Source organism: Aquabacterium sp. J223, from assembly GCF_024666615.1.
GTDB lineage: Bacteria > Pseudomonadota > Gammaproteobacteria > Burkholderiales > Burkholderiaceae_C > J223.
In genome coordinates, this window is record NZ_CP088297.1 from 1,387,218 (window position 1) to 1,410,429 (window position 23,212).

The window sequence follows — 23,212 nt, forward strand, 5'->3', positions numbered from 1 at the left end:
ACCGCTCGCCATGGACCGCTCCTGGAACACGCAGGCGCTCGACCGCCAGGCCCGGCTGGCCAGGGCCGGCGAACGCCTCGGCGCCCGGCTGCAGGGCAAGCGGGTGGCGCACGAGGACGCGGTGGACCTGCTGCACGCGGTGATCCGGCCGGGCGACCGCGTCTGCCTCGAAGGCAACAACCAGAAGCAGGCCGACTTCCTGGCCGAGGCGCTGACCCGCCTGGACCCGGCGCAGGTGCACGACCTGCACCTGGTGCAGTCGGTGCTGGCGCTGCCCGAGCACCTGGACGTCTTCGAGCTGGGCATCGCCAGCCGGCTGGACTTCTCGTTCTCCGGACCGCAGTCCGGGCGGCTCGCGCAGCTGGTGGCGGCGGGGCCGCTGCAGATCGGCGCCATCCACACCTACCTCGAACTCTTCAGCCGCTACTTCGTCGACCTGACGCCGCGGGTGGCGCTGGTGGCCGCGCAGGCCGCCGACGCGCACGGCAACCTCTACACCGGCCCCAACACCGAGGACACGCCGGCCATCGTCGAGGCCACCGCCTTCAAGCGCGGTCTGGTCATCGCGCAGGTCAACGAGTTCGTCGAGCCCGGTGCGCTGCCGCGGGTGGACATCCCAGGCGACTGGGTCGACTTCGTCATTCCCGCGCCGCGGCCGCACTTCATCGAGCCGCTGTTCACCCGGGACCCGGCGCAGATCACCGAGGTGCAGGTGCTGATGGCCATGATGGCCATCAAGGGCGTCTATGCCGAATACGGCGTGCAGCGGCTGAACCACGGCATCGGCTTCGACACCGCCGCCATCGAGCTGCTGCTGCCCACCTACGGCGAGCAGCTCGGCCTGAAGGGCAGGATCTGCCGCCACTGGGCGCTGAACCCGCATCCGGCGCTGATCCCCGCCATCGAGGCCGGCTGGGTGGAAAGCGTGCATTCCTTCGGCTCCGAGCTGGGCATGGAGGACTACATCCGCGCCCGGCCCGACGTCTTCTTCACGGGCCCCGACGGCAGCCTGCGCAGCCACCGCGCCTTCTGCCAGGCGGCGGGGCACTACGCCTGCGACCTGTTCATCGGCTCGACGCTGCAGATCGACCTGCAGGGCCACAGCTCCACCGCGACCAAGGGCCGCATCGCCGGCTTCGGCGGCGCGCCCAACATGGGCGCCGACGCGCGCGGCCGCCGCCATGTTTCGCCGGCCTGGCTGAAGGCCGGCGCCGAGGCCTCGACCAGCACCATGCCGCGCGGCCGCAAGCTGGTGGTGCAGATGGTGGAGACCTTCCGCGAGCACATGCAGCCGGCCTTCGTCGAACGCCTTGACGCCTGGGAGCTCGCCGAGCAGGCGGGCATGGCGATCCCGCCGGTGATGGTCTACGGCGAGGACGTGACGCACGTGCTCACCGAGGAGGGCATCGCCAACCTGCTGCTGGTGCGCAATGAAGAAGAGCGCGAGCAGGCCATCCGCGGCGTCGCCGGCTACACCGCGGTGGGCCTGGCGCGCGACCGCCGCATGGTGGAGAACCTGCGCGACCGGGGCGTCATCCGCCGGCCGGAGGACCTCGGCATCGACCCCCGCCAGGCGACGCGGCAACTGCTCGCGGCCCGTTCGATGCGCGACCTGGTGCGCGCCTCCGGCGGGCTGTACCGGCCGCCGGCGCGCTTTCGCAACTGGTAGCCCACGATGGAACGACTCGACTTCCGATTCAACGGTGGCCGACCGGCGGGCGCGTTCGCCCCGGTGCTCGTCGGCGTGCTCGGCTCGGGCAACCTGGAGGTGCTGCTCGAACCCGCCGCCGGCCCCGACTGCGCCGTCCAGGTGCAGACCACCGCCCGCGGCTTCGGCGCCATCTGGGCCGCGGTGCTGGCCGACTTCCACCGGCGCCACGGCCTCGGCGGGCTGGCCGTCGCCATCCACGACATGGGCGCCACGCCGGCGGTGGTCGGCCTGCGGCTGGACCAGGCGATGGCGCAGGTGAAGGGGGCGTCATGAACGTGAGTTATGCGGAGGCCACCGCCCGAGAGCGCATCGTCGCGCTGCTCGACGCCGGCAGCTTCGCCGAGATCCTCGGCCCGTCGGAGCGCGTCACCAGCCCGCACCTGGCGGCGCTCGACCTGCCCGGCGCCTTCGACGACGGCGTGGTCATCGGCCGCGGCCGGCTGCAGGGCCGGGCGGTGCTCGCCGCGGCGCAGGAAGGCGGCTTCATGGGCGGCGGCGTGGGCGAGGTGCACGGCGCCAAGCTGACCGGGCTGCTGGCGCTGGCACAGCGCGAGCGGCCGGCGGGCGTGCTGCTGCTGGCCGAGTCCGGCGGCGTGCGGCTGCACGAGGCCAACGCGGGGCTGATCGGCGTGGCCGAGGTGATGCGCGCCGTCATCGAATGCCGCGCGGCCGGCGTGCCGGTGGTGGTGCTGATCGGCGGCGCCAACGGCTGCTTCGGCGGCATGGGCCTGGTCGCGCGCTGCGCCGACCGCGTGGCCATGAGCGAACTCGGCCGGCTGTCGATGTCCGGCCCCGAGGTCATCGAGTCGGCGCACGGCGTCGAGGAGTTCGACGCGCGCGACCGCGCCCGCGTCTGGCGCACCACCGGCGGCCGCCACCGCTTCCTCGTCGGCGACGCCGACGCCCTCGTCGAGGACGACGTGGCCGCCTTCCGCGACGCCGCGCTGCGGCTGCTCGACCGGCCGCGCCCCTTGGACCTGGACACGCTGGAGGCCGAGCACGCGCTGCTGGCCGACCGCGTGCAGCGCTTCGGCGACTGCCGTGACGCCGCCGACTGGTGGCCCCGGCTGGGGCTCGACGCGGCGGCGGTGGACGGTCTCGACCTCGCCGCGCTGCGCGCGCGCATGCCCTCGGCGGGAGCGGCCTGATGCACTGGACCGACCTGCTGCACGCCCTCTTCGGCGACGACCACCGCGTGCTGCAGCAGGGCGAGCTGCTCACCGGCACCGCCCGGCTCGACGGGCAGGACCTCGCCGTCGTCGGCACCACCGACCATGCGGCCATCGGCGTGGAGCTGGCGCTGGCGCAGGCGCGGGCGGTGCTGGACGTGGTGCGCGACCACCCCGGCCGGCCGCTGCTGCTGCTGGTCGACACGCAGGGCCAGCGGCTGCGCCACCGCGACGAGCTGCTCGGCATCCACCGCTGCATGGCGCACCTGGCCTGCTGCGTGGCGCTGGCACGGCGGCGCGGGCACCGGGTGCTGGGGCTGGTGTACGACCAGGCGCTGTCGGGCGGCTTCCTCGCCAGCGGCCTGATGGCCGACGCCTGCGACGCGCTGCCCGACGCCGAGATCCGCGTCATGCGGCTGCCGGCGATGGCCCGCGTGACCAAGATCGCCGAGGACCGGCTGGCGGCGCTGGCCGAACGCAACCCGGTGTTCGCGCCCGGCGTCGACAACTACGTCGCCATGGGCGGGGTGCGGCGCCTTTGGCGTGGCGACCTGCAGGCCGCGCTGCGCGCCGCGCTGGCCGACCTGCCGGCGCAGGACACGCGCGCGGCCGATGGCGCGGCCCGCGGCGGGCGCCGGCTGGCCGACGAGGTCATCGCCCGCGTACTGGCGGGCTGAGGGGCCGGCGGTGCCGCCGCTGCAGCGCCACCGGCTGGTCTGGTTGTCGGCGGCCGCCTGGGCGCGCTGGCACGACCGGGCGCCGGCCGCCGAACGGCCGCTGCTCGACGCCTGGCGCGACGCGGACCGGCCGCTGGTGGTCGCGCGGCCGACGCAGCCGCTGCCCGCCGGCGCGCTGGCGCTCGGCCTGCCGGCCCCGGCGCGCTTCGACCGCCGCCGCGTGGCGCTGGTGGCGCAGCGGGACGAGGTGGTGCGCGCCGGCCACTTCCCGTCGCTGCACGAGGTGGCGATGGCGCAGGCCTGGACGGGTGCGGCCGCGCTGGCTCAGCAGCTGAGCCTCTGCGCGAGGGTGCGGGTCTACGGCTCGCACGGCTGGCAGCACCTCACCGGCGAGCGCTATGTGCATCCCGGCTCGGACCTCGACCTGCTGGTCGAACTGGCACACGCGGACCAGGCGCCGGCGGTGATCGACGGGCTGCAGGCCGCCGACCTGCCGATGCGCCTCGACGGCGAGTTGGTGCTGCCAGACGGCCGCGCCGTGCCCTGGCGCGAATGGGCGGCGCTGCTGCAGGGCCGGGTGGCGCAGGTGCTGGTGAAGTCGATGCATGGGGTGTCGCTGTGCGACGCCACGGCGTTGCAGGCGGTGCCGGCATGAACCTCGTCGTGGTGCCGGCCACCGCCCGCCGCGCGACCTCGTGGCTGGCCCGCGAGGCGGTGCGCGCGCTCTACCGCGAGCTGGTGCTCGAACCCAAACCCGGCCTCGTCAGCCTGCGCGACAACGGCAGCCACGACGACATGGACGCCGCGTTGTTCATGCGCAGCCTCTTCGCCCTGCGCCACTACTTCGCGCAAGCCGCCGAGGCCGGCGCGCACGGCCATCCCTTCGACACCCTGCGCCAACACGGCCAGGCCGCCGAGCGGCGCATGCTGCGCGCCACCGGGGGCGTCAACACCCACCGCGGCGCGGTGTTCCTGCTCGGGCTGCTGTGCGCGGCCGGCGGCGGCCTGCAGGCCGAGGGCCGGCCGCTGGCGCCCGAGGCCTTGCGCGGCTGGCTGATGCGCCACCACGGCGCCGCGCTGGCCGCGCATGCCGCCGCCTTGCGCGCGGCGCCGGCCCGCTCGCACGGCCAGCAGGCGGCGCGGTCGCTGGGCCTGCGCAGCGCCAGCGAGGAGGCGGCGCTCGGCTGGCCCACGCTGTTCGAGGTCACGCTGCCGACGCTGCGGTCGGCCGAGGCCGCCGGGGCGCCGGCGCGGGCGGCGCGGGTGCAGGCGCTGTTCGCCACCATCGCCCGGCTCGACGACACCAACCTCGTGCACCGCGGCGGGGCCGAAGGGCTGTGGTTCGCCCGCGCCGCGGCCGCGCGCTTCCTCGACCGGGGCGGCGTCTTCCGGGGCGACTGGCTGCCGCACGCGCGGGCGGTGCACCAGGCCTTCGTCGTCCGCCGGCTGTCCCCCGGCGGGGCGGCCGACCTGCTGGGCGCGGCCTGCTGGGTCGATGCGGTGACCCGCGGCTGACATGCCCGGTTATGCCGTCCTGTTCCCCGGCCAGGCCAGCCAGCACCCCGACCTGCTGCCCTGGCTGGACAGCGAGTCCGACGCGGCGCCGCTGCTGACGGCGATGGGCCGGTTCGTCGGCGACGACTGGCGCCGGCGGCTGCAGGACGCGGACTGGCGACAGCGCAACGCCGTCGCTCAGCCCCTGGTGGTCGGCACGTCGTTGGCGGCCTGGGCGGTGCTGGCGCCGCGGCTGCCGCAGCCGCCCGGCGTCGTGGCGGGCTACAGCGTGGGCGAGCTGGCGGCGGTGGGGGGCCGCCGGTGCGCTGGACGCCCACGCCATCGTGGCCCTGGCCGCCGAACGCGCCCGCTGCATGGACGAGGCCGCGGTTTCGCAGCCCGGTGGCCTGATGGCGGTGAGCGGCCTGTCGGCCGAGGCGGTGGCGTCGCGCTGCGCCGACCTCGGCCTGGCCTGGGCCATCGACCTGGGGCCGTCGCAGTCGGTGCAGGCGGGCACGTGGCAGGCGCTGGACGACGCGGCGGCGCGGTTGTCGGCCGCGGGGGCCGAATGCCGCCGGCTGCCGGTGGCCGTGGCCTCGCATTCGCCGTTCATGGCGTCGGCGGTGGCGCCCTTCGCACGACGGCTGTCGGCGTTGCCCTGGCGCTCCCTGCGCTGCCCGGTGGCCGTCAACGCCGGCGGACGGCTGGTGCGCGACGAGTCGTCGCTGCGCCGGGCGCTGGCCACGCAGCTCGACCACCGCGTCGACTGGGCGACGGTGGAGGACCAGCTGGCGCAGCGCGGCGTGCGCTGCGTGCTGGAGGTGGGACCGGGCCGGGCGTTGTCGCGCGGCTGGCAGCAGCGCCAGCCCGCGGCCGTGCCGGCCCGGGCGCTGGAGGACTTCGCCAGCGCCCAGGGCGCGGCCGACTGGGTGCGGGCGCGGCTGTCGGGCTGACGCTCAGCCGCGGTCGGCGCGCGCCGGCCGCTGGCCGCCGCGGTCGGTGTTGACGTCCACCGCGCCGTTGGCGTTGCGGCCGACGTTCACGTCCACGCCCGGCACCCCGCGGTCCATCTCGCGGCGGCCGGCGGCCGGACGGGCCTCGTTGTTGTTGTTCTTGTTGACGTTGACGTCGACGGCGCCCTTGGCGTTGCGGCCGACGTCCACGTCGACGCCGGGCACGCCGCGGTCCTTCTCCGATTGGGCGGCGGCGGTGCCGGTGCCGACGTTGGACCGGTCCTGCGCCTGGGCGGCGCCGCTCACGGCGAGCAGGGCGATGGCGGTGGCGGTCAGGGTTTGACGAAGGGTGTTCATGGGTTGCTCCAGGTGGCTGCCGGGGCGGTGGATCCGTCCCGGTCGCCTCCTGAGCCGGCAACGCCGATGCCCAGGGCAGGCCCTGAGCGCTGCGGTGTTTCCCGGTCAACCACTCGCCTGTCAGCCGGGGATGTCAGGCTCGACCAGCGTGGCCAGCTGCCCCAGCGACTCCTGCCAGCCGAGGTAGCACATCTCCAGCGGGATGACCTCGGGGATGCCCGTCTGCTCCACCCGCAGCTCGGTGCCGCACGCCACCGGCGCCAGCGTGACGGTGACGGTGATGGTGCCGGGCAGGTTGGGGTCGTCGAAGGTGTCGGTGTAGCGGACGCGCTCGTGCGGCACCAGCTCCAGGTACTCGCCGCCGAACGAATGCGCGTGGCCGCTGCCGAAGTTGCGAAACGACATGCGGAAGCGGCCGCCGACGGTGGCGCTCAGTTCGTGCACCTGGCAGGTGAAGCCATGCGGCGGCAGCCACTTGGCCAGGGCCTCGGCTTCGGTGAAGGCGCGGTACGCCTTCTGCGGCGGGCAGCGCAGCACGCGGTGCAGGCGGACGGTGCGGTCGGACATGGAACGTTCCTTTCGTGGGGTTGGACGTGGCGCAAGGCCATGCGGCCGTCTTTGTCACGACGGTCCGCCGCCCTGCGTTTCGACAACCGTGCCGCGTCGGCGCAGCAACGCCGCACCCGGGGACCGGCGGCCGCCGAGGCCAGCCTCGGCCCGCCGCAGCCGGGCGGAACGGTACGTTGCTTGCCGTTCAAGGGCCACCCCGCCTTGCCACCGAGGACCGCCATGAGCACGACCGCCACGTCCCGCGCGCGCCGCCCCCGCACCCGAGACCCGAAGGGCGGCCTGACCGCCGCCGGCCGCGCCGAATTCGCGCGCACCGACGGCGCGCACCTGAAGCCCGGCGTGACCAAGCCCGAGTCCGAGATGACCCCGGAGGACATGCGCCGCAAGGGCAGCTGGGCCACGCGGTTCTACGGCCGGCAGACGCTGCCGCCGCTGCGCAAGCCCAACGGCGAGCCCACGCGCTTCGCGCTGTCGGCCCACGCCTGGGGCGAGAAGGTGCCGACCACCGAGGCCCAGGCGCGCAGGATCGCCGAGAAGGGGCGCAAGCTGCTGCAGCGCTACCACGCGTCGAAGGAACGCAAGTGACGGCAGGGCGGCCGGCACGGCAGGCGCCTCAGCCGGCGGTCTTCAGCGCCAGCGCGAACAGCTCGCTGCGGTGGTGGATGCCCAGGCGCTCGAAGGCGCGGTCGCGGTAGGTCTTCACCGTCACCGGCGACAGGCCCAGGTCGGCGGCGATGCCGTCGTGCGACCAGCCCTTGAGCAGCCGCTCGCACACCTCGCGCTCGCGCCGCGGCAGCGAGGCGAGCAGCGCGGCCTCCGGCCGCAGCCGGGCGTTGAAGGCGATGTGCTGCTCGGCGCAGGCCAGCAGCGGCCGCGCCAGGCGGCGCACCGCGTCGATCTCGTCGTCGCTGAAGGCCGGCTGCTGGTCGTGCCGGTACAGGTTCAGCGCCAGCAGCGCGCCGCCGTCGGCCGGCGCCACCAGCGACAGCCGCTCGCGCAGCGCATGGCGCTGGTAGATGGCGGCGCGGTGGCGGCGCGGCATCTCGTTGGCGTGCCAGTGCGTCAGCACCATCGGGTGCCCCTCGGCCTGCAGGTGGTCCCGCGCGGCGTCGAAGGTCTCGTCCACCCGGTACAGCGAGCGGCGGTACACCTGCCAGGCGTCGTCGCTGCCGTCCTCGCCGGTGAATGCGGCGTTGAGGTGCAGGTGCGGCGGCGCGTCGTGGAACAGCTGGTAGACCGACCACCAGCAGGCCGGCAGCCAGCGGTTGAGCTGAGCCAGGCCCTCGTGCGCGAAGCGGTCGCTGGACAGGCTGGCGATGAGGCCGGCCAGTGCCGCCTCCCCCCGGTGGCCTGGGTGGCGGCGGGCACGCGGTCGGTCGGGTCGATGTCGATCAGTTGCATGGTGTGGCAAGGCTTGCCGCGCTGTCCTCTTCCGGGAGGACTGCGCGCCGGGGCCCGGCAGCTTAGCCTTCGGCGGCCCGATGCCGGGCATCGCATACCCCGTGTCGCCCCGCCTGCCGCGCGACGAACCGCCGCCCCTTGCCTACTGCTTCCCCCGCCTCCCTGGCCGACCTGCGCCGCATCGAGCAGGCGCCCTACGCCGCCTTCATGCCGCACGCCACGGTGCACGCGGCGCTGGCGGCCGCCGCTGCGCGCCACCCCGGCCGCTGGGCGCTGACCTCCGTCGACGACGCCGCCACGACAGCGCTGGCGGTGCGTCGCTGGACCTACGCCGAACTGCTGGGCCGGGTGAACCAGGCGGCCAACCTGTTCGCCGGGCTGGTGCCGGGACGCCCGCCGCGCATCGCGCTGCTGCTGCCGCCGGTGCCCGAGGCCTACGTCGCGCTGTGGGGCGCCGAGGCCGCCGGCATCGCCTGCCCGATCAACCACCAGCTCAACGCCGAGCACATCGCCGCGCTGGTCCGGGCCTGCGAGGCCGACATCCTGGTCGCCTACGGGCCCTGCGCCGAGCTGGACATCGCCGAGCGCATCGCCACCGTGCGGGCGGCCTGCCCCGCGCTGCGCCACGTGCTGGTGGTCGAGCCGGTGCCGGGCGACGGCAAGGCGCCCGCCGGCACCGACCCGTTCACCGAGGCGCTGCAGGCGCAGCCGGCCGACCGCCTGGCCTTCGCCCGCGAGGACACCGCCGACGCCGCGCTGTTCCACACCGGCGGCACCACCGGCGCGCCGAAGATGGCGCGCCACCTGCAGCGCAACCAGCTGCACGCCGCCGCCGGCGCCGCGCTGATGTTCGGCCTGACCGAGCGCGATGTGCTGCTCAACGGCTTCCCGATCTTTCACGTCGCCGGTGCCTTCGTCTACGGGCTGTCCACGCTCATCGCCGGGGCGGAGCTGGTGCTCGCGCCGCGGCTGGGCCTGCGCGACGGCCACTTCATGCGCCGCTACGGCGAGGTGGTGCAAGCGCACGGCGTGACGCTGCTGGCGGTGGTGCCCACCGTGCTGGCCAGCCTGCTGGCGCTGGACCTGGACGCGGCGCGGCTGCGCTCGGTGCGCGCGGCGCTGACCGGCGGCTCGCCGCTGCCGGCCGAACTGGCCACCGCCTTCGAGCGGCGCCACGGCATCCCGGTGCGCAACATCCTGGGCATGACGGAGTCGGCCGGCGTCATCAGCATCGAGCCGGTCGCCGCGCCGCGGGTGGCCGGCTCCTGCGGCCTGCCGCTGCCCTTCACCGAGGTGCAGGCGGTGCGGCCCGACGGCCGGCCCGCCGCCGCGGGCGAGCCCGGCGTGCTGCGCGTGCGCGGCCCGCAGGTCAGCCCCGGCTACACCGAGCCGCAACGCAACGCCGGCACCTTCGAGCACGACGAAGGAGAAGGCGGCGTCTGGCTGGTCAGCGGCGACATCGGCCATGTCGACGCCGAGGGCCGCGTCTTCGTCACCGGCCGGCAGAAGGACGTGATCATCCGCGGCTCGCACAACATCGACCCGCAGCTGATCGAGTCGGTGCTGCTGCGCCACCCCGACGTGCTGATGGCCGCCGCTGTCGGCCAGCCCGACGCGCACGCCGGCGAGGTGCCGATGGCCTTCGTCTCGCTGAAGCCCGGCGCGACGGTGGACCCGGCCGCGCTGCTGGCTTTCGCCACGCCGCACATCGCCGAGCGGCCGGCGGTGCCCCGGCGCATCGAGCTGCTGCCGCAGATCCCGGTCACCGCGGTGGGCAAGGTCTACAAGCCCGCACTGCGCGTGCTGGCGGCGCAACAGGTGATGGACGCGCTGCTGCAAGGCGCCGGCCTGACGCCGGGGGTGGCGGTGCAGGCGCGCGAGACGGCCGGCGGCGTGGCGCTGCACTTCACCCTGGCCGACGCCGCCGACGAGCCGGCGCTGCGCCAGCTCATGACGCCGTTCGCGCTGCCGTTCACCCTGACCACCGGCGACGGCCCGGCCCGTTGATTTCGATGTGCCCCACCATCCACAAGAGGAGACTCGCCCCATGACGACCCTGTTCGACCGCCGCCGCTGGCTGGCCACCACCGCCGCCCTGGGCCTGGCCCCGCTGCCGCTGGGCTTGAGCGCCCAGGGCGCCTACCCCGACAAGCCGGTGCGCCTGGTCGTCGGCTTCGCCCCCGGCACCGGCCCCGACGTGCTGGCCCGCCACATCGCCAACGGCCTGGGCGGCCTGCTCAAGCAGCAGGTGACGGTGGACAACCGCACCGGGGCCGGCGGCCAGATCGCGGCGCAGAACGTGGCCAAGAGCCCGGCCGACGGCTACAGCCTGCTGCTGGGCGACGTGTCGGCCATCTCCATCGCGCCGGCCGCTTTCAGCAAGCTGCCGTACGACCCGGCCAAGGAACTGCTGCCGGTGGCCGAGGTGGCCCGCTCCGACTTCCTGCTGGTGGTGCCGGCCAACTCACCGGCGCGCACCGTGGCCGAGTTCGTGCAGGCGCAGAAGGCCCGCGACCGCGCCGACTTCGCCACCTTCGGCGCCGGCACGCCGGGCCACTTCGCGGCCACCGTGTTCGGCGAGATGGCCGGCTTCAAGGTCGAGCCCATCCACTACCGCGCCACCGGCGACGCGGTGACCGCCATCGTGGCCGGCGACGTGGCCGGCGCCTTCGTCTCCACCGCGCTGGGCGTGGCGCAGGTCAAGGGCGGCAAGATGCGAGCGCTGGCCACCACCGCCGCCCAGCGCTCGCCGCTGGCGCCCGACGTGCCCACCTTCACCGAGGCCGGCATGCCGAAGATGGACGTCTCGGCGTGGTTCGCCATCTTCGCCCCCGCCGGCACGCCGCAGCCCATCGTCGACGCGCTGAACCGCCAGCTCGTCGCCACCGTGCAGGCCGCCGACACCCGCGCCAAGCTGATCGAGTCCGGCTTCAGCGTCTCCGGCACCTCCACCGCCGACACCCTGAAGATGGTGCGCGCCGACGCGCAGAAGTGGGGCCAGATCGTGAAGGCGAGCGGGTTCAAGGGGGACTGAAGGCGGCCGTTTTCGCCTGGCTCTGCTTTAGAAGAGCAGTGTCGCGAAGAGACCTGCGGCCGCGAGCAACCCTTCTACCCAAAGCCAATGCTGAAGCGCGAGCAGGTACCCAAGCCTGGGCGCTTCGGTCCAGACGTAGATGGGTTGCTCATACACATCGAATTCCTTCATCAGTGGAGTTGCTGTTGAGGGTGATGTGCCACCGTCGTGCGATGGACCGATGTTGGCAGAGCTCAATGCAATAGCAGCGTGCGTGTGCGCGCGAAGGGTCTGTGATGGCATTGATGACAGCACCCAGGCGCCGACCAACAGCGCTGCGCCCAGGTGCAGGTAGGTTGCGAGCAGGAAGGTGAATCCCCAGTCGGAGAGTTGGTGCAGTTTGGTTGTCTTCTCCTCAAAGACGAAATAGGTGAGCCCGGCAATCGCCGCGGTCTGAACCCCCGCCATCCATTTCGTCCAGTCTTGGATGCTGTCCAGTGTGGAAAGGGCGCCCTGTAGTGACGTCGGATGCACGGTGGCTTTGCGCAGCGCTGCAAAGAACAGCGTGGCGAGAAATACCAGCACCACGGGTGTGAGGAGATCGGCCCTTGGCATGTTCGCTCCATGACACGGCACCAGCCACTATCCTGGCTCAGATTCCACCGTCAGTCCTCCCCAAAACGGAGGACGCGATGACGACGACAACTCACTAAGCTGCCGGCAGACTGCTGGCGACAAGGGCGTTTCATGACGCCTCAAGCTTGAAGTGGTTGCGAGGGGCGTCGGTCATGCGAGACGGCAATGTTTTTTGGGATAAGCAGGCGTTGGAGAACGCCAACGAGACGGCCGACATTCTTGCTGCTGGTGATTCCTGGTTCTGGTACCCGTTTCCAGGTGGATCGCTGATCACCGGCATTGGCGCGTTGGTGGCCCACAAGGGCCACAATATTCTCGTGGAGGGAAGCAACGGGGTCGAGGCGTACGACCTGGTCAAGGGCAAGTACAAGCGCCAGGTCAACGAGATGCTGCGGCTTTATGGGAGCGGAGCGAGCGCATTTCTGATCAGCGCGGGCGGCAACGACTTTGCTGGATTCAACGATCTGCGGCCTCTGCTGCGAGCTGACTGTTCTGCCGCAACCAGTGCGGCGGAATGCTTCAAGCCCGGGGCGGAAGAAGGTACCGTCGAGTGGCTCTTCCAAAAGGTGTATGAGAACTACGCAACCCTCATCACCAGGGCGCTCTTCGTCATGCCGGGGCACGCCCGGATAATTGTCCACACCTACGCCTACTCACTGCCAACCGGGAAGGGTGTGAACGGCGGAGCAGGCTGGATCAAACCCGCGCTGGATGCAGCACAGGTACCGCTGCCGCTTCAGGCCCGGTGCTTAGTGTTTCTGCTCGATCACTTCCATTCAGTGCTGTCCAGACTGGTTGCCGGCTCTGCCGGCCGCGTGGAACTAGTCGACAGCCGCTCCGCCCTTTCTCCAGCCGACTGGGCCAACGAACTGCATCCCACGCCGAAAGGCTTTCGTAAGGTCGTTGAGAAGCATTGGGCGCCGGTCCTGCATCGGTTGGAACTGGCATGAAGTGGCACGGACGTTCGGTTGCCGCTGCACGTTTCAAACGGTCAGACTGATCGCTTCGGCCGCCACTGGTTGGCCCGCTCGTTGCGGCTGGCCAGGCGGGCGGTCTCGTAGATGCGCCGGGCCCGCGTCTCGGCCGTCTTCGCGCTGGCGATCCATTCCAGGATGCCGCGCTTGGCCGAGCGCGGAAAGGCGTCGAAGTGCCGGGCGGCGTCGGGCTGGCCGGCCAGCGCCTGGGCCAAGTCGTCAGGCACCTGCAGCTCCTCGATGGCGTCGAGCTTCGTCCACGAGCCGTCACGCCGGGCCTGTTCCACCTTGCGCAGCCCGGCCTCGGCCATCAGGCCGGCCTGCAGCAGACGCTCCACCCGCTGCTTGTTCGGCCGCGACCAGCCGAAGCACAGCGCCTCCTCCACCGCCGCGTCGTACTCCACGCGGGGCCGGCCGGTCGCCTTCTTGTGCGACACCAGCCACACGCCAGTGGCGCGTTCGTGGTTCAGCCGCAGCCACTCGCGCCATTCGGTGCGGGTGAGGGGGTGCACCCAGGGGTTGGGCGGCGACATCATGCGGTCGCGGGCCCGCGGTCAGCCGCCGTCGGCAGACGGCGGGATGTCGAAGTGCAGCACGTCCTCACGCACGCCGAGCCGGCTGTACAGCGCGATCGCCGGGTCGTCGCCGTGGTCGGCCTGCACGAGGATGACGTAGACGCCGCGCGCCGCGGCCAGGCGCTGCAGTTCGCGGATCAGGGCGGTGGCGATGCCCTGGCGCCGGTGCGCTTCGGCCACGGCCAGGTCGTAGAGGTAGAACTCGGAGCGCCGCTGCTCGAACTTCGGCAGCACGTAGCCGGCCAGCGCCCCGACCACCTCATCGCCCCGCGTCGCGGCCATGGCGATGAAGGTGGGGCTGCCGAGCAGCTGGGCCAGGTAGGTGTCGTCCGGCTGGTGGTGGGAGTACGTCGGCCGGTCTTCGAAGACCTCGCCGAACAGGTCCAGCAGCTGGCGCATGACCGGGAGGTCCTGCGGCGTCAGGGTCTGGACGGCGAAGGGCTGGGGCATGGGCAGGCGCTGAGGGTCGTGTCGTCTCGGGAGCCGCCGCACGTCGCCGTTGCCCGGGGTGGCGCTCTCGTGGAAGAGGTCGAAGAGGAACTGTTCCAGCTCGGCGTCCTCGATGAACGACGGCACTTCGAAGCCGGCAGGGCCGAGCTTGCCATCGTTGCCGACCGACAGTGCGCGCCAGCGGCCCGCTTCGCGGCGCAGTTCGTAGATGCGGCCGAAGACGTTGAAGCGCGGCGCGCTCATGGGGCCCCTCCCGGCCGACGTCACGCGGGCGCGTGCTGAGCGGCCAGCCGGGCGAGGCAGTCGACCTGCCAAGCGAATTCGGGCTGGAACGACGCCGGGTCCGCGACCGCGCCATAACCGCCCTGGCCATAGACCGAGGCGTACGCCGCGTACTCGGCCGCCTGAACGGCCTTGCCACACAACGCGTTGGCCACGGCGTACGTGGCCGACACCGCGGCGTGACCGCAGCCGTCGATGGACTTCGAGCCCTGGTGGTGGTTGGCCAGCCGCATGGCCGTGGTGGCGGTGGCCTCCAGCTCCGCGCGGGGGAGGGTGCCGTCGAGGTACTGGCCCAGCGCCGCCAGGCACGCCAGCACCGCGGGTTCTTCGAGCAGGTGCTTCACCCGCAGCGTGCAGGCATGGCCGAACGCGAGGCGCAGCCGCTCCTGGCTGGGGGCCCCAAGGTCCAGTTGCTTGGCGAGGCGATCGAGGGCTTCGTTCATGAGGGCTACCAAGGCGGGTGGTGCCGCGAGCGCGCGAGGCGTCAGCCGTGGCGGCGGTAGGTGCTGTCGCCGTGCGGCGTGGCCTGGAACTCGGGCAGCGATTCCGCGGCAGCGGAGAGCGCGACCAGGTGAGGGAACCGCTCGGCGGGCACCGCCTCGGGCGTCATCCGCTGCGTGAAGTGCCAGGCCACGGCGACGGTGACGCCCGCCTGGTCGATGCGCGCGCTGTCGACCACCAACGGCCGCGCCGCCAGCCGGCGCTCCAGCTCGTCATAGGCCGCCAGTGCCTGGCCGATGACCCGGTCCAGCCACGGCCGATGGAGCTTCTCGGCCGGCCGAACGCCATGTTCGTAGACGACCTGCACGCACTTCTCCGTCGCCGCAAGCGCCAGGCCGATCAGCTGCAACGAGCGCTGGAGCTCGTCCAGCCCCTGCGGCATGAGCGTCCGCGGCCGCGCCAGCGCCTCGGCGTAGTCGAGGATGAGTGTGGAGTCCATCAGCACCTCGCCGTCGTCGCACACCAGCGTGGGCGCCTTGACGACCGGGTTGATCCGGCTGAACTCGTCGAAGGTCCGGAAGACGGAGAGCGAGTGGTGCTCGAAGTCCACGCCGAGCAGCTGAAGGGAGATGGCGACGCGCCGGACGTAGGGGGAGTCGAGCATGCCGATGAGTTTCATGGGGTTCTCCTCTAGCGGCTAACGCTTGAAGTCATTGGACGTTTGATTTTTCTGCTGTGCGCTCTATGCCACCGATCGTGCGGTCTAACGCAAAGGTGACCGGCACGTTGCGGCAAGGGGCGGCGCCGTGCAGGATTTCAAATGGCACTGTGCGGCTCCTTGCCGTGACGTGTCCGAGTCGACCGACCTGTTCAAGGCGCGCATCACTTGGGCAATCGCGGATTCTTCGGGTTCTGAAGCATGTGCCAAACGTTCTTGGGCAGCCAGCCTTGTCTGTCGTCTGGGACCTCTGTCACGAAGAAGCGTTGCCCGTCGTCCGTCCCAAAACGTGCCTTGATCTTGTCCGAAAGGTACCCTGCACTCACCGTCGCAGTGCAGAACACTGCACTGGGGAGACACGCGTACCAATATGTCACCTCCGGCAGCGTATCCAGGAACCCGGTGACTTCGTCTCGCGTTCCGAGCTTGTCGTTGAATACGATGATGTAAGGCCACGTGCTCATTCCGCGGCGCTCCCGTGTGTCAGCTTCGGCAGAGGCTTGTAGTCGTAGTTCGCAATTGCTTCAACTGAGGACTCAGCGATTGGGATGGCACCGCCCTTTTCTTCGATGAGATTCAGCGCGATCTTCTTAAGTTCGTACTCCTCTGACCGCAATTTGTCGGGGCTCACCACCATGAAGTACAGATACGCGATGGAAAAAATCAGCATCGGAATGAACATGAGAGCGAGGCACGCCATCTGTACTGCACCGGCTGAGAAGATCGCGCCAGCGAGCCCAAAGGGGAAGGCTAACGCGCATAACCATAGGCACGGATTCAGCGCGCTGCTTACCTTCAGCCGAGCGAGTGCATGCTCCGCGAAGTGGGTAAGACGCTCAAAGATTGCGTTCATTCGTTGATCGTCCTCTAAGCGTCTAACGTGCACTTCAGCGGCTGCCGAAGGCAGTCCGCTGGAAGACGGGGTTAGCCGAGCCGACACCACCCCTGGCTGGTGCCCGGGAGCGCCCGACCCGTGGACCGTTGAGCGCACCGCGAGCGGCGGACCAAACGCCAGCGAGGGCGCCAACGTGTGCAGCCGACGCCACACGCGGCGATGGCCAGCGGCGTGGACTTAAGCCGCGCTGCAGCGAACAGCCGCTGCCCTGCGGCACGATGCGCAGTCCGCGAGCGGTGTTATGGGCAGCGAGCATTGGCATGTAATGAAGTGACGCGGCTTACGTTAGATGGACCGATCACAATAGGCCGAACCCTTCGGCCTAAGGCTCAGTATCGAGTCGTACCGCCACCCTTGGCATCCCTCGGACGGCCGATCGTTTCGGGTCTTCCTCTCCCGTCAATACACGGACTAAAAAGTCCGGCATCGCGGCCACCGCCCCCAGCCGCGTATGCGCTACCCCTCCACCCCCTCCACACAAGGCCAGATCTTCCTAGTCGTCACCGCCCCGAAGATCGTCGCGAAGGCCACGTCCTTCGCATCACGGCCGACGGCGATGCGGACGAGGTCTTCGACGGGGCTCATGCGGGTGGGGTCGAAGAGTTGCCAGCCGCCGTCGAGGTAGGCCTCGAACACGGCGTGGAAGTCGGGCGGGGGTTTGTCGAAGCGGGCGTAGCCCACGGCCAGGCGGGCGGGGATGTTGAGGGCGCGGCAGAAGGTGACGCCCAGGTGCGCGAAGTCGCGGCAGACGCCGGCGCGCTGCACGAACACGTCGCGCGCGGTGCTGGTGGCGTCGGTGCTGCCGATGCGGTAGTCCACGTGCTCGTGAATCCAGTCGCTGATGGCCTTGACCCGCCGCCAGCCGGGCGCGTGCTGGCCGAAGATGCGCTGCGCCGCCGAGCCCATGAGGTCGGACTCGCAGTAGCGGGTGGGCATGAGGTAGCGCAGCACCTCGTCGGGCAGTTCGTCGATGGACAGTTCGCGCGCGCGCTGGCGCGCCTGCACCGGCCGCACCACCTCCACCCGCGCCTTGTAGCGCAGCGACAGGGGGCCGGGCTCCGCGCGCAGCCGCAGGAAGCGGTTGCCGACGCGCCGGTCCTCGAAGACATGGTGCGGCACCGTCGGCGTGATGCGCAGCGACTCGCTCACCACGCTCTGGTCCATGCCGTCCAGCGCGTGCAGCTGGAAGAGGAAGTGGGCCGGCTCGTCGATGGTGTAAGCCAGGCGGCAGTCGACCTCGAAGCTGCGGGTGACCCGCGCCGACGGGGTGGCCTGCTCGGGCGACGGGGGCGACTCGGACGACGTGGGGCGCATGGCGGGCACAGCTCAAAGCGGCAGGTCTTGCAAGACCGGGGCCCGGGACGGGCCCGGGGTTGCTTGAGTGTGCACCCGCCTGCACGGCGGGGGGTGTCAGTCGGCGCGGAAGTCGGATGTCAGTCGGCGCGGATGTTCTTCGCGCGGATGACGTCGCCCCAGTAGGCCGTGTCGCGCTGCACCAGCGCGGCCAGCGCGTCGGGCCCCAGGTAGCGCAGCTCGATGCCCGCCTTCTCGGCGGCGCCGCGGGCCTCGGGCGTGGCCAGTGCCTGCCGGACCTTCTCGGTCAGCGCCTGCACCGCCGCGGGCGGCGTGCCGGCCGGCGCGAAGAGGCCGACCCAGGCCTCCAGCTCGAAGCCGGGCAGGCCGGCCTCGGCGGTGGTCGGCACGTTGGGCAGGCCGGGGTGTCGGCTCTTGCCGGTGACGGCGAAGGCCTTGAGCTTGCCCGCCTGCACGTGCTGCATCACGCTGGGCGGCGTGGTCATGAACACCTGCACCTGGCCGGCCAGCACGTCCTGCATGGCCGGCCCCGAGCCCTTGTAGGGCACGTGCGTCATGGTCATGGCGGTGGTCTGCTCCAGCAGCGCGGTGCCCACGTGCGACAGCGAGCCGTTGCCCTGCGAGGCGAAGTTCACCTTGCCGGGGTTGGCCTTCACGTAGTCGATGAACTCGCGCAGCGTGTTCGCCGGCACCGACGGGTGGGCCGTGATGACGTTGGTGGCGGCGGTCAGCAGCGCCACCGGCACGAAGTCCTTCTGTGCCCACGGCAGCTTGGAGAACATCGCCGGGTTGCCGACGTGGTAGGCCGAGTAGGAGATGAGCAGCGTGTGGCCGTCCTTGGGCGCCATCGCGACCTGCTGGTAGGCGATGTTGCCGCTGGCCCCGCCCTTGTTCTCGATCACCACCGGCTGGCCGATGACCCGCGACAGCGCGTCGCCGGTCAGCCGGGCCGAGGTGTCGACCACGCCGCCCGGCGGGTTGGGCACGACGAAGGTGAGGGCGCGCGTGGGGTAGGACTGCGCGACGGCGGCGCCGCCGGCCAGTGCCAGGCACCAGGCAACGGCGAGAAGCGTCCTGCGGGGCTGGACCATGGTGTCTCCTGTGTTCTCGGCGGCCGATCGGAACGTCGGCTGCGGCGATTGTGCACAGGCCTTCAGTGCCCTGAAAAGGTGCTTCCCTTCAGCCGCGCCCCCGTGCGCGCGCCTCGTGCAGGGTCGCAAGGGTGATCTTGCGCACCTCGGACTTGCTCTGCTCGACGTGGGTCTTCAGCAGCAGCACCGCCTGGTCGGCCTTGCGCTGGATGACGGCGCGCAGGATCTTGCCGTGCTCGGCGTAGGTGGCGTCGATGCGGTCGACGCGGGTGAAGTCGAGCCGACGCACGACGCGGATCTTGTCGGTGACCTCGCGGTGCACGCGGGCGATCTCCTCGTTGCCGGCGGCGGTCACCAGGCAGGCGTGGAAGCGCTCGTCCAGCGCGCCCACCGCGTCGGCCTCGGTCAGCCGCTCGGCCACGGGCACCAGCCAGGCGGCCTTCAACTCGGCCAGCGCGGCGGGTTCGTCCTCGCGGCGGCCGCACAGCTTGACCACGCTGGCCGTCTCCAGCACCACGCGCAGGTCGTACAGCTGGTCCAGGCGGTTGAAGTCCAGCGGCCGAACGTACCAGCCGGACTTGCTCTCCACCTCCAGCAGGCCCTCGTTGCGCAGCCGGAACAGCGCCTCGCGCACCGGCGTGCGGCTGACGCCCAGGCGCTGGCCGACCTCCGCCTCGCTGAAGCGGTCGCCGGGGATGAGGCGGAAGTCGTGCAGCTCGCGCTTCAGCGCCGCGTACACCTGCTCGGCCAGGCTGGCGCGGCTGCCGCCGGTGACCAGCGGCAGCACCGGCAACGGCGGGCCGCCGTCGAGGACGGAGGGGGCGGAGTTGGCGGACGACGTCATCGAGGCCGATGGTAGGCGGCGTGGGCCATCGAGCCGGCCGTCAGGCGGCCAGCGGCGCGCGCGCCGCGGCGAAATGGCACAGCGCCTCGTGGCCGCCGCCCACCGCCACCGCGGGCGGCGCCTGCCGGCTGCACAGCGCGTCGGCCTGCGGGCAGCGGCTGGCGAAGCGGCACACCTCCTTGGGCGGGTTGATCGGGCTGGAGATCTCGCCCTGCAGCACGACGCGCTGCGCGCCGCTGCCCGGCACCGCCGACACCAGCGCCCGGGTGTAGGGATGGGCGGGCGCGCGGAACACCTGCTGCGACGGGCCGCACTCGACCACCTTGCCCAGGTACATCACCGCCACCCGGTCGGTGAGCAGCCGCACCACGTTGAGGTCGTGGCTGACGAAGAGCACCGACAGGCCGAGCTCGCGGCGCAGCCGGTCGAGCAGCTGCAGCACCACCGCCTGCACCGACACGTCCAGCGCGGCGGTGGGCTCGTCCAGGATCAGCAGCCGCGGCTTGACGGCCAGCGCCCGCGCGATGCCCACCCGCGCCTTCTGCCCGCCCGACAGCTGGTGCGGAAACCGCGGCAGCAGCACCTGCGGCAGGCCGACGTGGTCGGCGATCTCCCGCGCCCGGGCCTCGGCCTCGGCGCGGCCCATGCCGGCCAGCAGCCGGCAGGGTTCGGCGATGGTGTCCAGCGCGGTGAAGCGCGGGTTCAGGCTGTCGGTGGGGTCCTGGAAGACCATCTGCACCTCGCGCCGCAGGGGCGACCGGGCGAAGCGCTTGGCCGGTTGCGCCGCCAGGTCCTCGCCGTCGAAGACGATGCGGCCCTCGCTGGGGTCGAGCAGGCGGGCCAGCAGCCGCACCAGGGTCGACTTGCCGCAGCCCGATTCGCCGACCAGGCCCAGGCTCTCGCCGGGCGCCAGGCTCAGGCTCACGTCGTCGACCGCGTGCAGCAGCCGGTCCTTGCCCACCGGGAACCGCTTGCTCAGCCGGTCGACGACCAGCAGCGGCTCGGTGGGGGGTGGCCGCCCGGGCGGGGCCGGGGGCCTGCAGGTCCGACAGGTCGGGCATCGTGGGCAGCGCGTCAGCCATGGGCCACTCCGGCAGGGGGTTGCAGCGGCAGCACCGGCGCCGCCGGCCCGGGCGGCGGCAGCGGGTGCCAGCAGGCCACGCGGTGGCCGGCGGCGGCGTCGGCGTCGCCGCCGACCGACGCCAGCGGCGGGCGCTCGCGGTGGCAGCGTTCGTCGGCGCGCTCGCAGCGCTCGGCGAAACGGCAGGCGGGCAGCTGGGCGCGGCGCAGGTCGGGCAGGTTGCCGGGCACCGGCTGCAAGGTCTGCAGCGCCGCGTCGGCCGTCGGCGTGGACGACATCAGCCGCGCGGTGTAGGGGTGCCGCGGCGCGCTGAACAGCGCCGCGGTGGGCGCGCTTTCCACCACCTGGCCGGCGTGCATCACGGTGATGCGGTCGCAGTGGTCGGCGGCCAGGCCCAGGTCGTGGGTGATGAGCAGCGTGGCCATCTGCCGCTCGCGCGCCAGCGCGGTGACGAGGTCCAGCACGCCGGCCTGGGTGGTGACGTCCAGCCCGGTGGTGGGCTCGTCGGCGATCAGCAGCTGCGGCCGGCAGGCCAGGGCCAGCGCGATCATCACCCGCTGGCACATGCCGCCCGACATCTCGAAGGGGTAGACGCCGTGCCGTGCCTCGGGGTCCGCGATGGCCACCTCGCGCAGCGCCTGCACCGCGCGCTGGCGCAGGTCCTCGGGCCGCACGGCGGCATGGCGGCGCAGCACGTCCTCGATCTGCAGGCCGACGGTGCGGATGGGGTTGAGGGCGGTGCGCGGGCTCTGGAAGATCATGCCGATCTCGCGGCCGCGCAGGTCGGCCAGCTCGCGTTCGCCGGCGCCGATCAGGTCCATGCCGCCGAACACCGCGGTGCCGCCGGTGATGCGCGCGGCGCGGTCGCTGATGCCCAGCAGCGCGTAGCTCAGCACCGACTTGCCGGAGCCGCTTTCCCCCACCAGGCCGACGATTTCGCCCTTGCGCAGGGTGAGGCTCACATGGTCGAGCGCCTTGACCGTGCCGTCGCGCGTGCGGAAGTCGAGCGACAGGTCGTCGACGGCCAGCAGCGGGGGCTGGGTCGTTGTGTTCGACGGCTCGGTGGGGGTGAGCGTGGCGACGGTCATGTCGTGAGCCTTCCGTTCGTGCCGACGGTGGTGCGGCCAAGGCGCGGGCGGAAAGCCGTCGCCGCGCGATCGCTGGCCCTCGCTGCGCGAGGGTGCCCTGCGCTGCTCGGTCTTGCGGCCCCGTCGCGGAACTCGCTGCGCTGGCTGCGCCAGCTTCGCTCAGACAGTCGCGCCGAGTCAGAGGTGGAACCGCGCTGCGCGCTGGGCCGCAAGCCCTGCGCTGCTCGGCTGCGCTCAACGCGCGTCGCCGGCTTCCCGCCCGCGCCTTCGCGGCAACGCTCGTGGTGTTTGATCGTCGGCACGACACCTTTGGTGCCCATCGCGGCAGGCGGCACCCGGTGGAGGCGACTTGCGGGGCGGCGAGCAGCGCAGGTTGGCCGTCGGCGCGCGCAGCGCGCTTCAAGGGCCAACTCGCCGCGGCTGTCTGAGCGCAGCCCGCGCAGCGGGCGGAGCGAGTTTCGCGGCGCGACGGCCAACCGAGCAGCACAGCGAAGTCGGCGCGAAGCGGCGACCGTCCCCGCCGGAGCCGCCGCCGGGTGCCGCCTGCCGCGACGCTCGGTCCCAGCACGACATGAGCGTGGCAGCATCCTCATGTCCTCCGCCTCGGGTCGAGCAGGTCGCGCAGCGCGTCGCCCAGCAGGTTGAAGGTGAACACCGCCAGCATCAGCACCAGGCCGGGGAAGAGGGCCACCCACCATTCGCCGCTGACGATGTACTGCGCGCCCTCGGCGACGAGGATGCCCCACTCGGGCGTGGGCGGGCGCACGCCCAGGCCGATGAAGCTCAGGCCCGCGGCGTTGAGGATGGCCCAGCCCATGTTCAGGCTGACCTGCACCGCCGCCGGCGGCAGGATGTTGGGGAACACGTGCACCCACAGCAGCCGGGTCTCGCTGTTGCCGGCCAGGCGGGCGGCCTCGATGAAGCCGGCGTTGCGGCGCACGTTGGCCTCGGCCCGCGCCACCCGGATGTAGAAGGGCAGGTTGATGACCGCCGTGGCCAGCACGATGTTGCCCACCGTGTTGCCCATGGCCGCCACGATGCCCATGGCCAGCACGAACAGCGGGAAGGCCATGATGGTGTCGGCGAGCCGGCTGACCACCCGGTCCCAGGTGCCGCCGAAGAAGCCCGCCGCCAGGCCCAGCGACAGGCCGATGCCGCAGCTCAGCACCACCGCGCCCAGGGCCAGCAGCAGGTCCAGCCGGGTGGCCACCAGCACCCGCGAGAAGATGTCGCGGCCCAGCGCGTCGGTGCCGAACCAGTGCGCCGCCGACGGCGCCTGCAGCGCGGCGGCGGCGTCGCTGGCCAGCGGGTCGTAGGGTGCCAGCGTCGGCCCCAGCACGCCGGCCAGCACGAACAGCAGCAGCAGGCCGGTGGCCAGCAGCGTCACCGGGTTCTCGCCCAGCACGTGGCGCACGTGGCGCCAGGCGGATGTCGGCGGCGGCACCTCGACCGCGGTGGTGATCGGCACGGACGACATG

Annotated in this window: 26 protein-coding genes and 1 pseudogene; 11 read left to right on the forward strand and 16 right to left on the reverse strand. The window is 72.1% G+C overall.

The window, feature by feature from the left end; genetic code table 11:
* The first annotated feature begins 10 nt into the window (after positions 1–10).
* The 7 genes from mdcA to LRS07_RS06730 all read left to right on the forward strand — a co-directional run bounded on the left by mdcA (position 11) and on the right by LRS07_RS06730 (position 6,004).
* Positions 11–1,669 carry a malonate decarboxylase subunit alpha gene (gene mdcA / locus LRS07_RS06700; RefSeq protein ID WP_260501178.1) on the forward strand — a complete coding sequence of 553 codons (1,659 nt, stop codon included), beginning with the start codon at positions 11–13 and terminating at the stop codon, positions 1,667–1,669.
* A gap of 6 nt (positions 1,670–1,675) precedes the next feature.
* A complete protein-coding gene (gene mdcC / locus LRS07_RS06705) occupies positions 1,676–1,984 on the forward strand; it encodes a malonate decarboxylase acyl carrier protein (RefSeq protein ID WP_260501179.1) in 309 nt (102 codons plus the stop codon).
* On the forward strand, positions 1,981–2,859 hold the full coding sequence (locus LRS07_RS06710) for a biotin-independent malonate decarboxylase subunit beta (RefSeq protein ID WP_260501180.1): 879 nt from the start codon (positions 1,981–1,983) through the stop codon (positions 2,857–2,859). The genes mdcC and LRS07_RS06710 overlap by 4 nt, the downstream gene beginning before the upstream one ends.
* Positions 2,859–3,557 (forward strand): biotin-independent malonate decarboxylase subunit gamma, encoded by a 699-nt coding sequence (mdcE, locus tag LRS07_RS06715; protein ID WP_260501181.1) that lies wholly within the window; start codon positions 2,859–2,861, stop codon positions 3,555–3,557. Before LRS07_RS06710 ends, mdcE begins: the two co-directional genes overlap by 1 nt.
* Positions 3,558–3,567: 10 nt before the next feature.
* Complete coding sequence (mdcG, locus tag LRS07_RS06720; protein ID WP_260501182.1) at positions 3,568–4,212, forward strand: malonate decarboxylase holo-[acyl-carrier-protein] synthase; 645 nt, start codon at positions 3,568–3,570, stop codon at positions 4,210–4,212.
* Positions 4,209–5,072, forward strand: coding sequence for a triphosphoribosyl-dephospho-CoA synthase MdcB (gene mdcB / locus LRS07_RS06725; protein WP_260501183.1), 864 nt, complete (start codon positions 4,209–4,211; stop codon positions 5,070–5,072). The genes mdcG and mdcB overlap by 4 nt, the downstream gene beginning before the upstream one ends.
* A 305-nt stretch (positions 5,073–5,377) precedes the next feature.
* Entirely contained in the window at positions 5,378–6,004 is a 627-nt protein-coding gene (locus LRS07_RS06730) for an ACP S-malonyltransferase (protein ID WP_409450633.1), read from the forward strand.
* Positions 6,005–6,007: 3 nt separating this feature from the next.
* On the opposite strand, the gene LRS07_RS06735 is transcribed toward LRS07_RS06730, so the two are convergent.
* Both LRS07_RS06735 and LRS07_RS06740 read right to left on the reverse strand, forming a co-directional pair.
* The gene (locus LRS07_RS06735) at positions 6,008–6,361 is read right to left on the reverse strand and encodes a hypothetical protein (protein ID WP_260501185.1); all 354 of its coding nucleotides are present in this window, start codon (positions 6,359–6,361) and stop codon (positions 6,008–6,010) included.
* Positions 6,362–6,481: 120 nt separating this feature from the next.
* A complete protein-coding gene (locus LRS07_RS06740; RefSeq protein WP_260501186.1) occupies positions 6,482–6,928 on the reverse strand; it encodes an SRPBCC family protein in 447 nt (148 codons plus the stop codon).
* Between the two features lie 222 nt (positions 6,929–7,150).
* Here LRS07_RS06740 and LRS07_RS06745 point away from each other — a divergent pair, with 222 nt between their 5' ends.
* The gene (locus tag LRS07_RS06745) at positions 7,151–7,516 is read left to right on the forward strand and encodes a DUF6321 domain-containing protein (RefSeq protein WP_260501187.1); all 366 of its coding nucleotides are present in this window, start codon (positions 7,151–7,153) and stop codon (positions 7,514–7,516) included.
* 28 nt (positions 7,517–7,544) lie between these two features.
* Here LRS07_RS06745 and LRS07_RS06750 read toward each other — a convergent pair whose 3' ends face one another.
* On the reverse strand, positions 7,545–8,342 hold the full coding sequence (locus LRS07_RS06750; protein ID WP_260501188.1) for a LuxR C-terminal-related transcriptional regulator: 798 nt from the start codon (positions 8,340–8,342) through the stop codon (positions 7,545–7,547).
* Positions 8,343–8,470: 128 nt separating this feature from the next.
* On the opposite strand from LRS07_RS06750, the gene LRS07_RS06755 reads away from it, so the two are divergent.
* Positions 8,471–10,339, forward strand: coding sequence for an AMP-binding protein (locus LRS07_RS06755; protein ID WP_260501189.1), 1,869 nt, complete (start codon positions 8,471–8,473; stop codon positions 10,337–10,339).
* A 40-nt stretch (positions 10,340–10,379) separates the two neighbouring features.
* Entirely contained in the window at positions 10,380–11,366 is a 987-nt protein-coding gene (locus LRS07_RS06760; RefSeq protein WP_260501190.1) for a Bug family tripartite tricarboxylate transporter substrate binding protein, read from the forward strand.
* Positions 11,367–11,393: 27 nt separating this feature from the next.
* Here LRS07_RS06760 and LRS07_RS06765 read toward each other — a convergent pair whose 3' ends face one another.
* Complete coding sequence (locus LRS07_RS06765) at positions 11,394–11,960, reverse strand: hypothetical protein (protein ID WP_260501191.1); 567 nt, start codon at positions 11,958–11,960, stop codon at positions 11,394–11,396.
* Between the two features lie 173 nt (positions 11,961–12,133).
* On the opposite strand from LRS07_RS06765, the gene LRS07_RS06770 reads away from it, so the two are divergent.
* Positions 12,134–12,931 (forward strand): SGNH/GDSL hydrolase family protein, encoded by a 798-nt coding sequence (locus LRS07_RS06770; protein ID WP_260501192.1) that lies wholly within the window; start codon positions 12,134–12,136, stop codon positions 12,929–12,931.
* 41 nt (positions 12,932–12,972) lie between these two features.
* Here the strand turns inward: LRS07_RS06770 and LRS07_RS06775 are convergent, their stop codons facing one another.
* The 12 genes and pseudogenes from LRS07_RS06775 to LRS07_RS06825 all read right to left on the reverse strand — a co-directional run bounded on the left by LRS07_RS06775 (position 12,973) and on the right by LRS07_RS06825 (position 23,211).
* Positions 12,973–13,491, reverse strand: coding sequence for a YdeI/OmpD-associated family protein (locus LRS07_RS06775; RefSeq protein ID WP_260501193.1), 519 nt, complete (start codon positions 13,489–13,491; stop codon positions 12,973–12,975).
* A gap of 18 nt (positions 13,492–13,509) precedes the next feature.
* Positions 13,510–13,980, reverse strand: coding sequence for an AAC(3)-I family aminoglycoside N-acetyltransferase (locus tag LRS07_RS06780; RefSeq protein WP_260502060.1), 471 nt, complete (start codon positions 13,978–13,980; stop codon positions 13,510–13,512).
* A gap of 42 nt (positions 13,981–14,022) precedes the next feature.
* A pseudogene (locus LRS07_RS22430) lies at positions 14,023–14,223 on the reverse strand (DUF7661 family protein); the annotation flags it as partial.
* Between the two features lie 20 nt (positions 14,224–14,243).
* Positions 14,244–14,705, reverse strand: coding sequence for a hypothetical protein (locus LRS07_RS06785; RefSeq protein WP_260501194.1), 462 nt, complete (start codon positions 14,703–14,705; stop codon positions 14,244–14,246).
* A 41-nt stretch (positions 14,706–14,746) separates the two neighbouring features.
* The gene (locus LRS07_RS06790; RefSeq protein ID WP_260501195.1) at positions 14,747–15,382 is read right to left on the reverse strand and encodes a glutathione S-transferase; all 636 of its coding nucleotides are present in this window, start codon (positions 15,380–15,382) and stop codon (positions 14,747–14,749) included.
* A gap of 499 nt (positions 15,383–15,881) precedes the next feature.
* Positions 15,882–16,274, reverse strand: a complete 393-nt coding sequence (locus tag LRS07_RS06795; protein WP_260501196.1) for a hypothetical protein — start codon at positions 16,272–16,274, stop codon at positions 15,882–15,884.
* Between the two features lie 498 nt (positions 16,275–16,772).
* The gene (locus LRS07_RS06800; RefSeq protein ID WP_260501197.1) at positions 16,773–17,630 is read right to left on the reverse strand and encodes a transglutaminase-like domain-containing protein; all 858 of its coding nucleotides are present in this window, start codon (positions 17,628–17,630) and stop codon (positions 16,773–16,775) included.
* A 119-nt stretch (positions 17,631–17,749) separates the two neighbouring features.
* Positions 17,750–18,721, reverse strand: a complete 972-nt coding sequence (locus LRS07_RS06805) for a Bug family tripartite tricarboxylate transporter substrate binding protein (RefSeq protein WP_260501198.1) — start codon at positions 18,719–18,721, stop codon at positions 17,750–17,752.
* Between the two features lie 88 nt (positions 18,722–18,809).
* Positions 18,810–19,565, reverse strand: a complete 756-nt coding sequence (locus LRS07_RS06810) for a GntR family transcriptional regulator (protein ID WP_260501199.1) — start codon at positions 19,563–19,565, stop codon at positions 18,810–18,812.
* 40 nt (positions 19,566–19,605) lie between these two features.
* Positions 19,606–20,526, reverse strand: coding sequence for an oligopeptide/dipeptide ABC transporter ATP-binding protein (locus LRS07_RS06815; RefSeq protein WP_260501200.1), 921 nt, complete (start codon positions 20,524–20,526; stop codon positions 19,606–19,608).
* A gap of 113 nt (positions 20,527–20,639) precedes the next feature.
* Positions 20,640–21,734 (reverse strand): ABC transporter ATP-binding protein, encoded by a 1,095-nt coding sequence (locus LRS07_RS06820; protein WP_260501201.1) that lies wholly within the window; start codon positions 21,732–21,734, stop codon positions 20,640–20,642.
* 589 nt (positions 21,735–22,323) lie between these two features.
* On the reverse strand, positions 22,324–23,211 hold the full coding sequence (locus LRS07_RS06825) for an ABC transporter permease (RefSeq protein ID WP_260501202.1): 888 nt from the start codon (positions 23,209–23,211) through the stop codon (positions 22,324–22,326).
* Position 23,212: the final 1 nt, after the last annotated feature.

Excerpts from the sequence above, each read along its gene's own strand:
- mdcA (WP_260501178.1), top strand. The coding sequence starts at position 11 with ATGGACCGCTCCTGGAACACGCAGGCGCTCGACCGCCAGGCCCGGCTG.
- mdcC (WP_260501179.1), top strand. The coding sequence starts at position 1,676 with ATGGAACGACTCGACTTCCGATTCAACGGTGGCCGACCGGCGGGCGCG.
- LRS07_RS06710 (WP_260501180.1), top strand. The coding sequence starts at position 1,981 with ATGAACGTGAGTTATGCGGAGGCCACCGCCCGAGAGCGCATCGTCGCG.
- mdcE (WP_260501181.1), top strand. The coding sequence starts at position 2,859 with ATGCACTGGACCGACCTGCTGCACGCCCTCTTCGGCGACGACCACCGC.
- mdcB (WP_260501183.1), top strand. The coding sequence starts at position 4,209 with ATGAACCTCGTCGTGGTGCCGGCCACCGCCCGCCGCGCGACCTCGTGG.
- LRS07_RS06735 (WP_260501185.1), bottom strand. The coding sequence starts at position 6,361 with ATGAACACCCTTCGTCAAACCCTGACCGCCACCGCCATCGCCCTGCTC.
- LRS07_RS06740 (WP_260501186.1), bottom strand. The coding sequence starts at position 6,928 with ATGTCCGACCGCACCGTCCGCCTGCACCGCGTGCTGCGCTGCCCGCCG.
- LRS07_RS06745 (WP_260501187.1), top strand. The coding sequence starts at position 7,151 with ATGAGCACGACCGCCACGTCCCGCGCGCGCCGCCCCCGCACCCGAGAC.
- LRS07_RS06760 (WP_260501190.1), top strand. The coding sequence starts at position 10,380 with ATGACGACCCTGTTCGACCGCCGCCGCTGGCTGGCCACCACCGCCGCC.
- LRS07_RS06765 (WP_260501191.1), bottom strand. The coding sequence starts at position 11,960 with ATGCCAAGGGCCGATCTCCTCACACCCGTGGTGCTGGTATTTCTCGCC.
- LRS07_RS06770 (WP_260501192.1), top strand. The coding sequence starts at position 12,134 with ATGCGAGACGGCAATGTTTTTTGGGATAAGCAGGCGTTGGAGAACGCC.
- LRS07_RS06775 (WP_260501193.1), bottom strand. The coding sequence starts at position 13,491 with ATGATGTCGCCGCCCAACCCCTGGGTGCACCCCCTCACCCGCACCGAA.
- LRS07_RS06780 (WP_260502060.1), bottom strand. The coding sequence starts at position 13,980 with ATGCCCCAGCCCTTCGCCGTCCAGACCCTGACGCCGCAGGACCTCCCG.
- LRS07_RS06785 (WP_260501194.1), bottom strand. The coding sequence starts at position 14,705 with ATGAACGAAGCCCTCGATCGCCTCGCCAAGCAACTGGACCTTGGGGCC.
- LRS07_RS06790 (WP_260501195.1), bottom strand. The coding sequence starts at position 15,382 with ATGAAACTCATCGGCATGCTCGACTCCCCCTACGTCCGGCGCGTCGCC.
- LRS07_RS06795 (WP_260501196.1), bottom strand. The coding sequence starts at position 16,274 with ATGAACGCAATCTTTGAGCGTCTTACCCACTTCGCGGAGCATGCACTC.
- LRS07_RS06800 (WP_260501197.1), bottom strand. The coding sequence starts at position 17,630 with ATGCGCCCCACGTCGTCCGAGTCGCCCCCGTCGCCCGAGCAGGCCACC.
- LRS07_RS06805 (WP_260501198.1), bottom strand. The coding sequence starts at position 18,721 with ATGGTCCAGCCCCGCAGGACGCTTCTCGCCGTTGCCTGGTGCCTGGCA.
- LRS07_RS06810 (WP_260501199.1), bottom strand. The coding sequence starts at position 19,565 with ATGACGTCGTCCGCCAACTCCGCCCCCTCCGTCCTCGACGGCGGCCCG.
- LRS07_RS06820 (WP_260501201.1), bottom strand. The coding sequence starts at position 21,734 with ATGACCGTCGCCACGCTCACCCCCACCGAGCCGTCGAACACAACGACC.
- LRS07_RS06825 (WP_260501202.1), bottom strand. The coding sequence starts at position 23,211 with ATGTCGTCCGTGCCGATCACCACCGCGGTCGAGGTGCCGCCGCCGACA.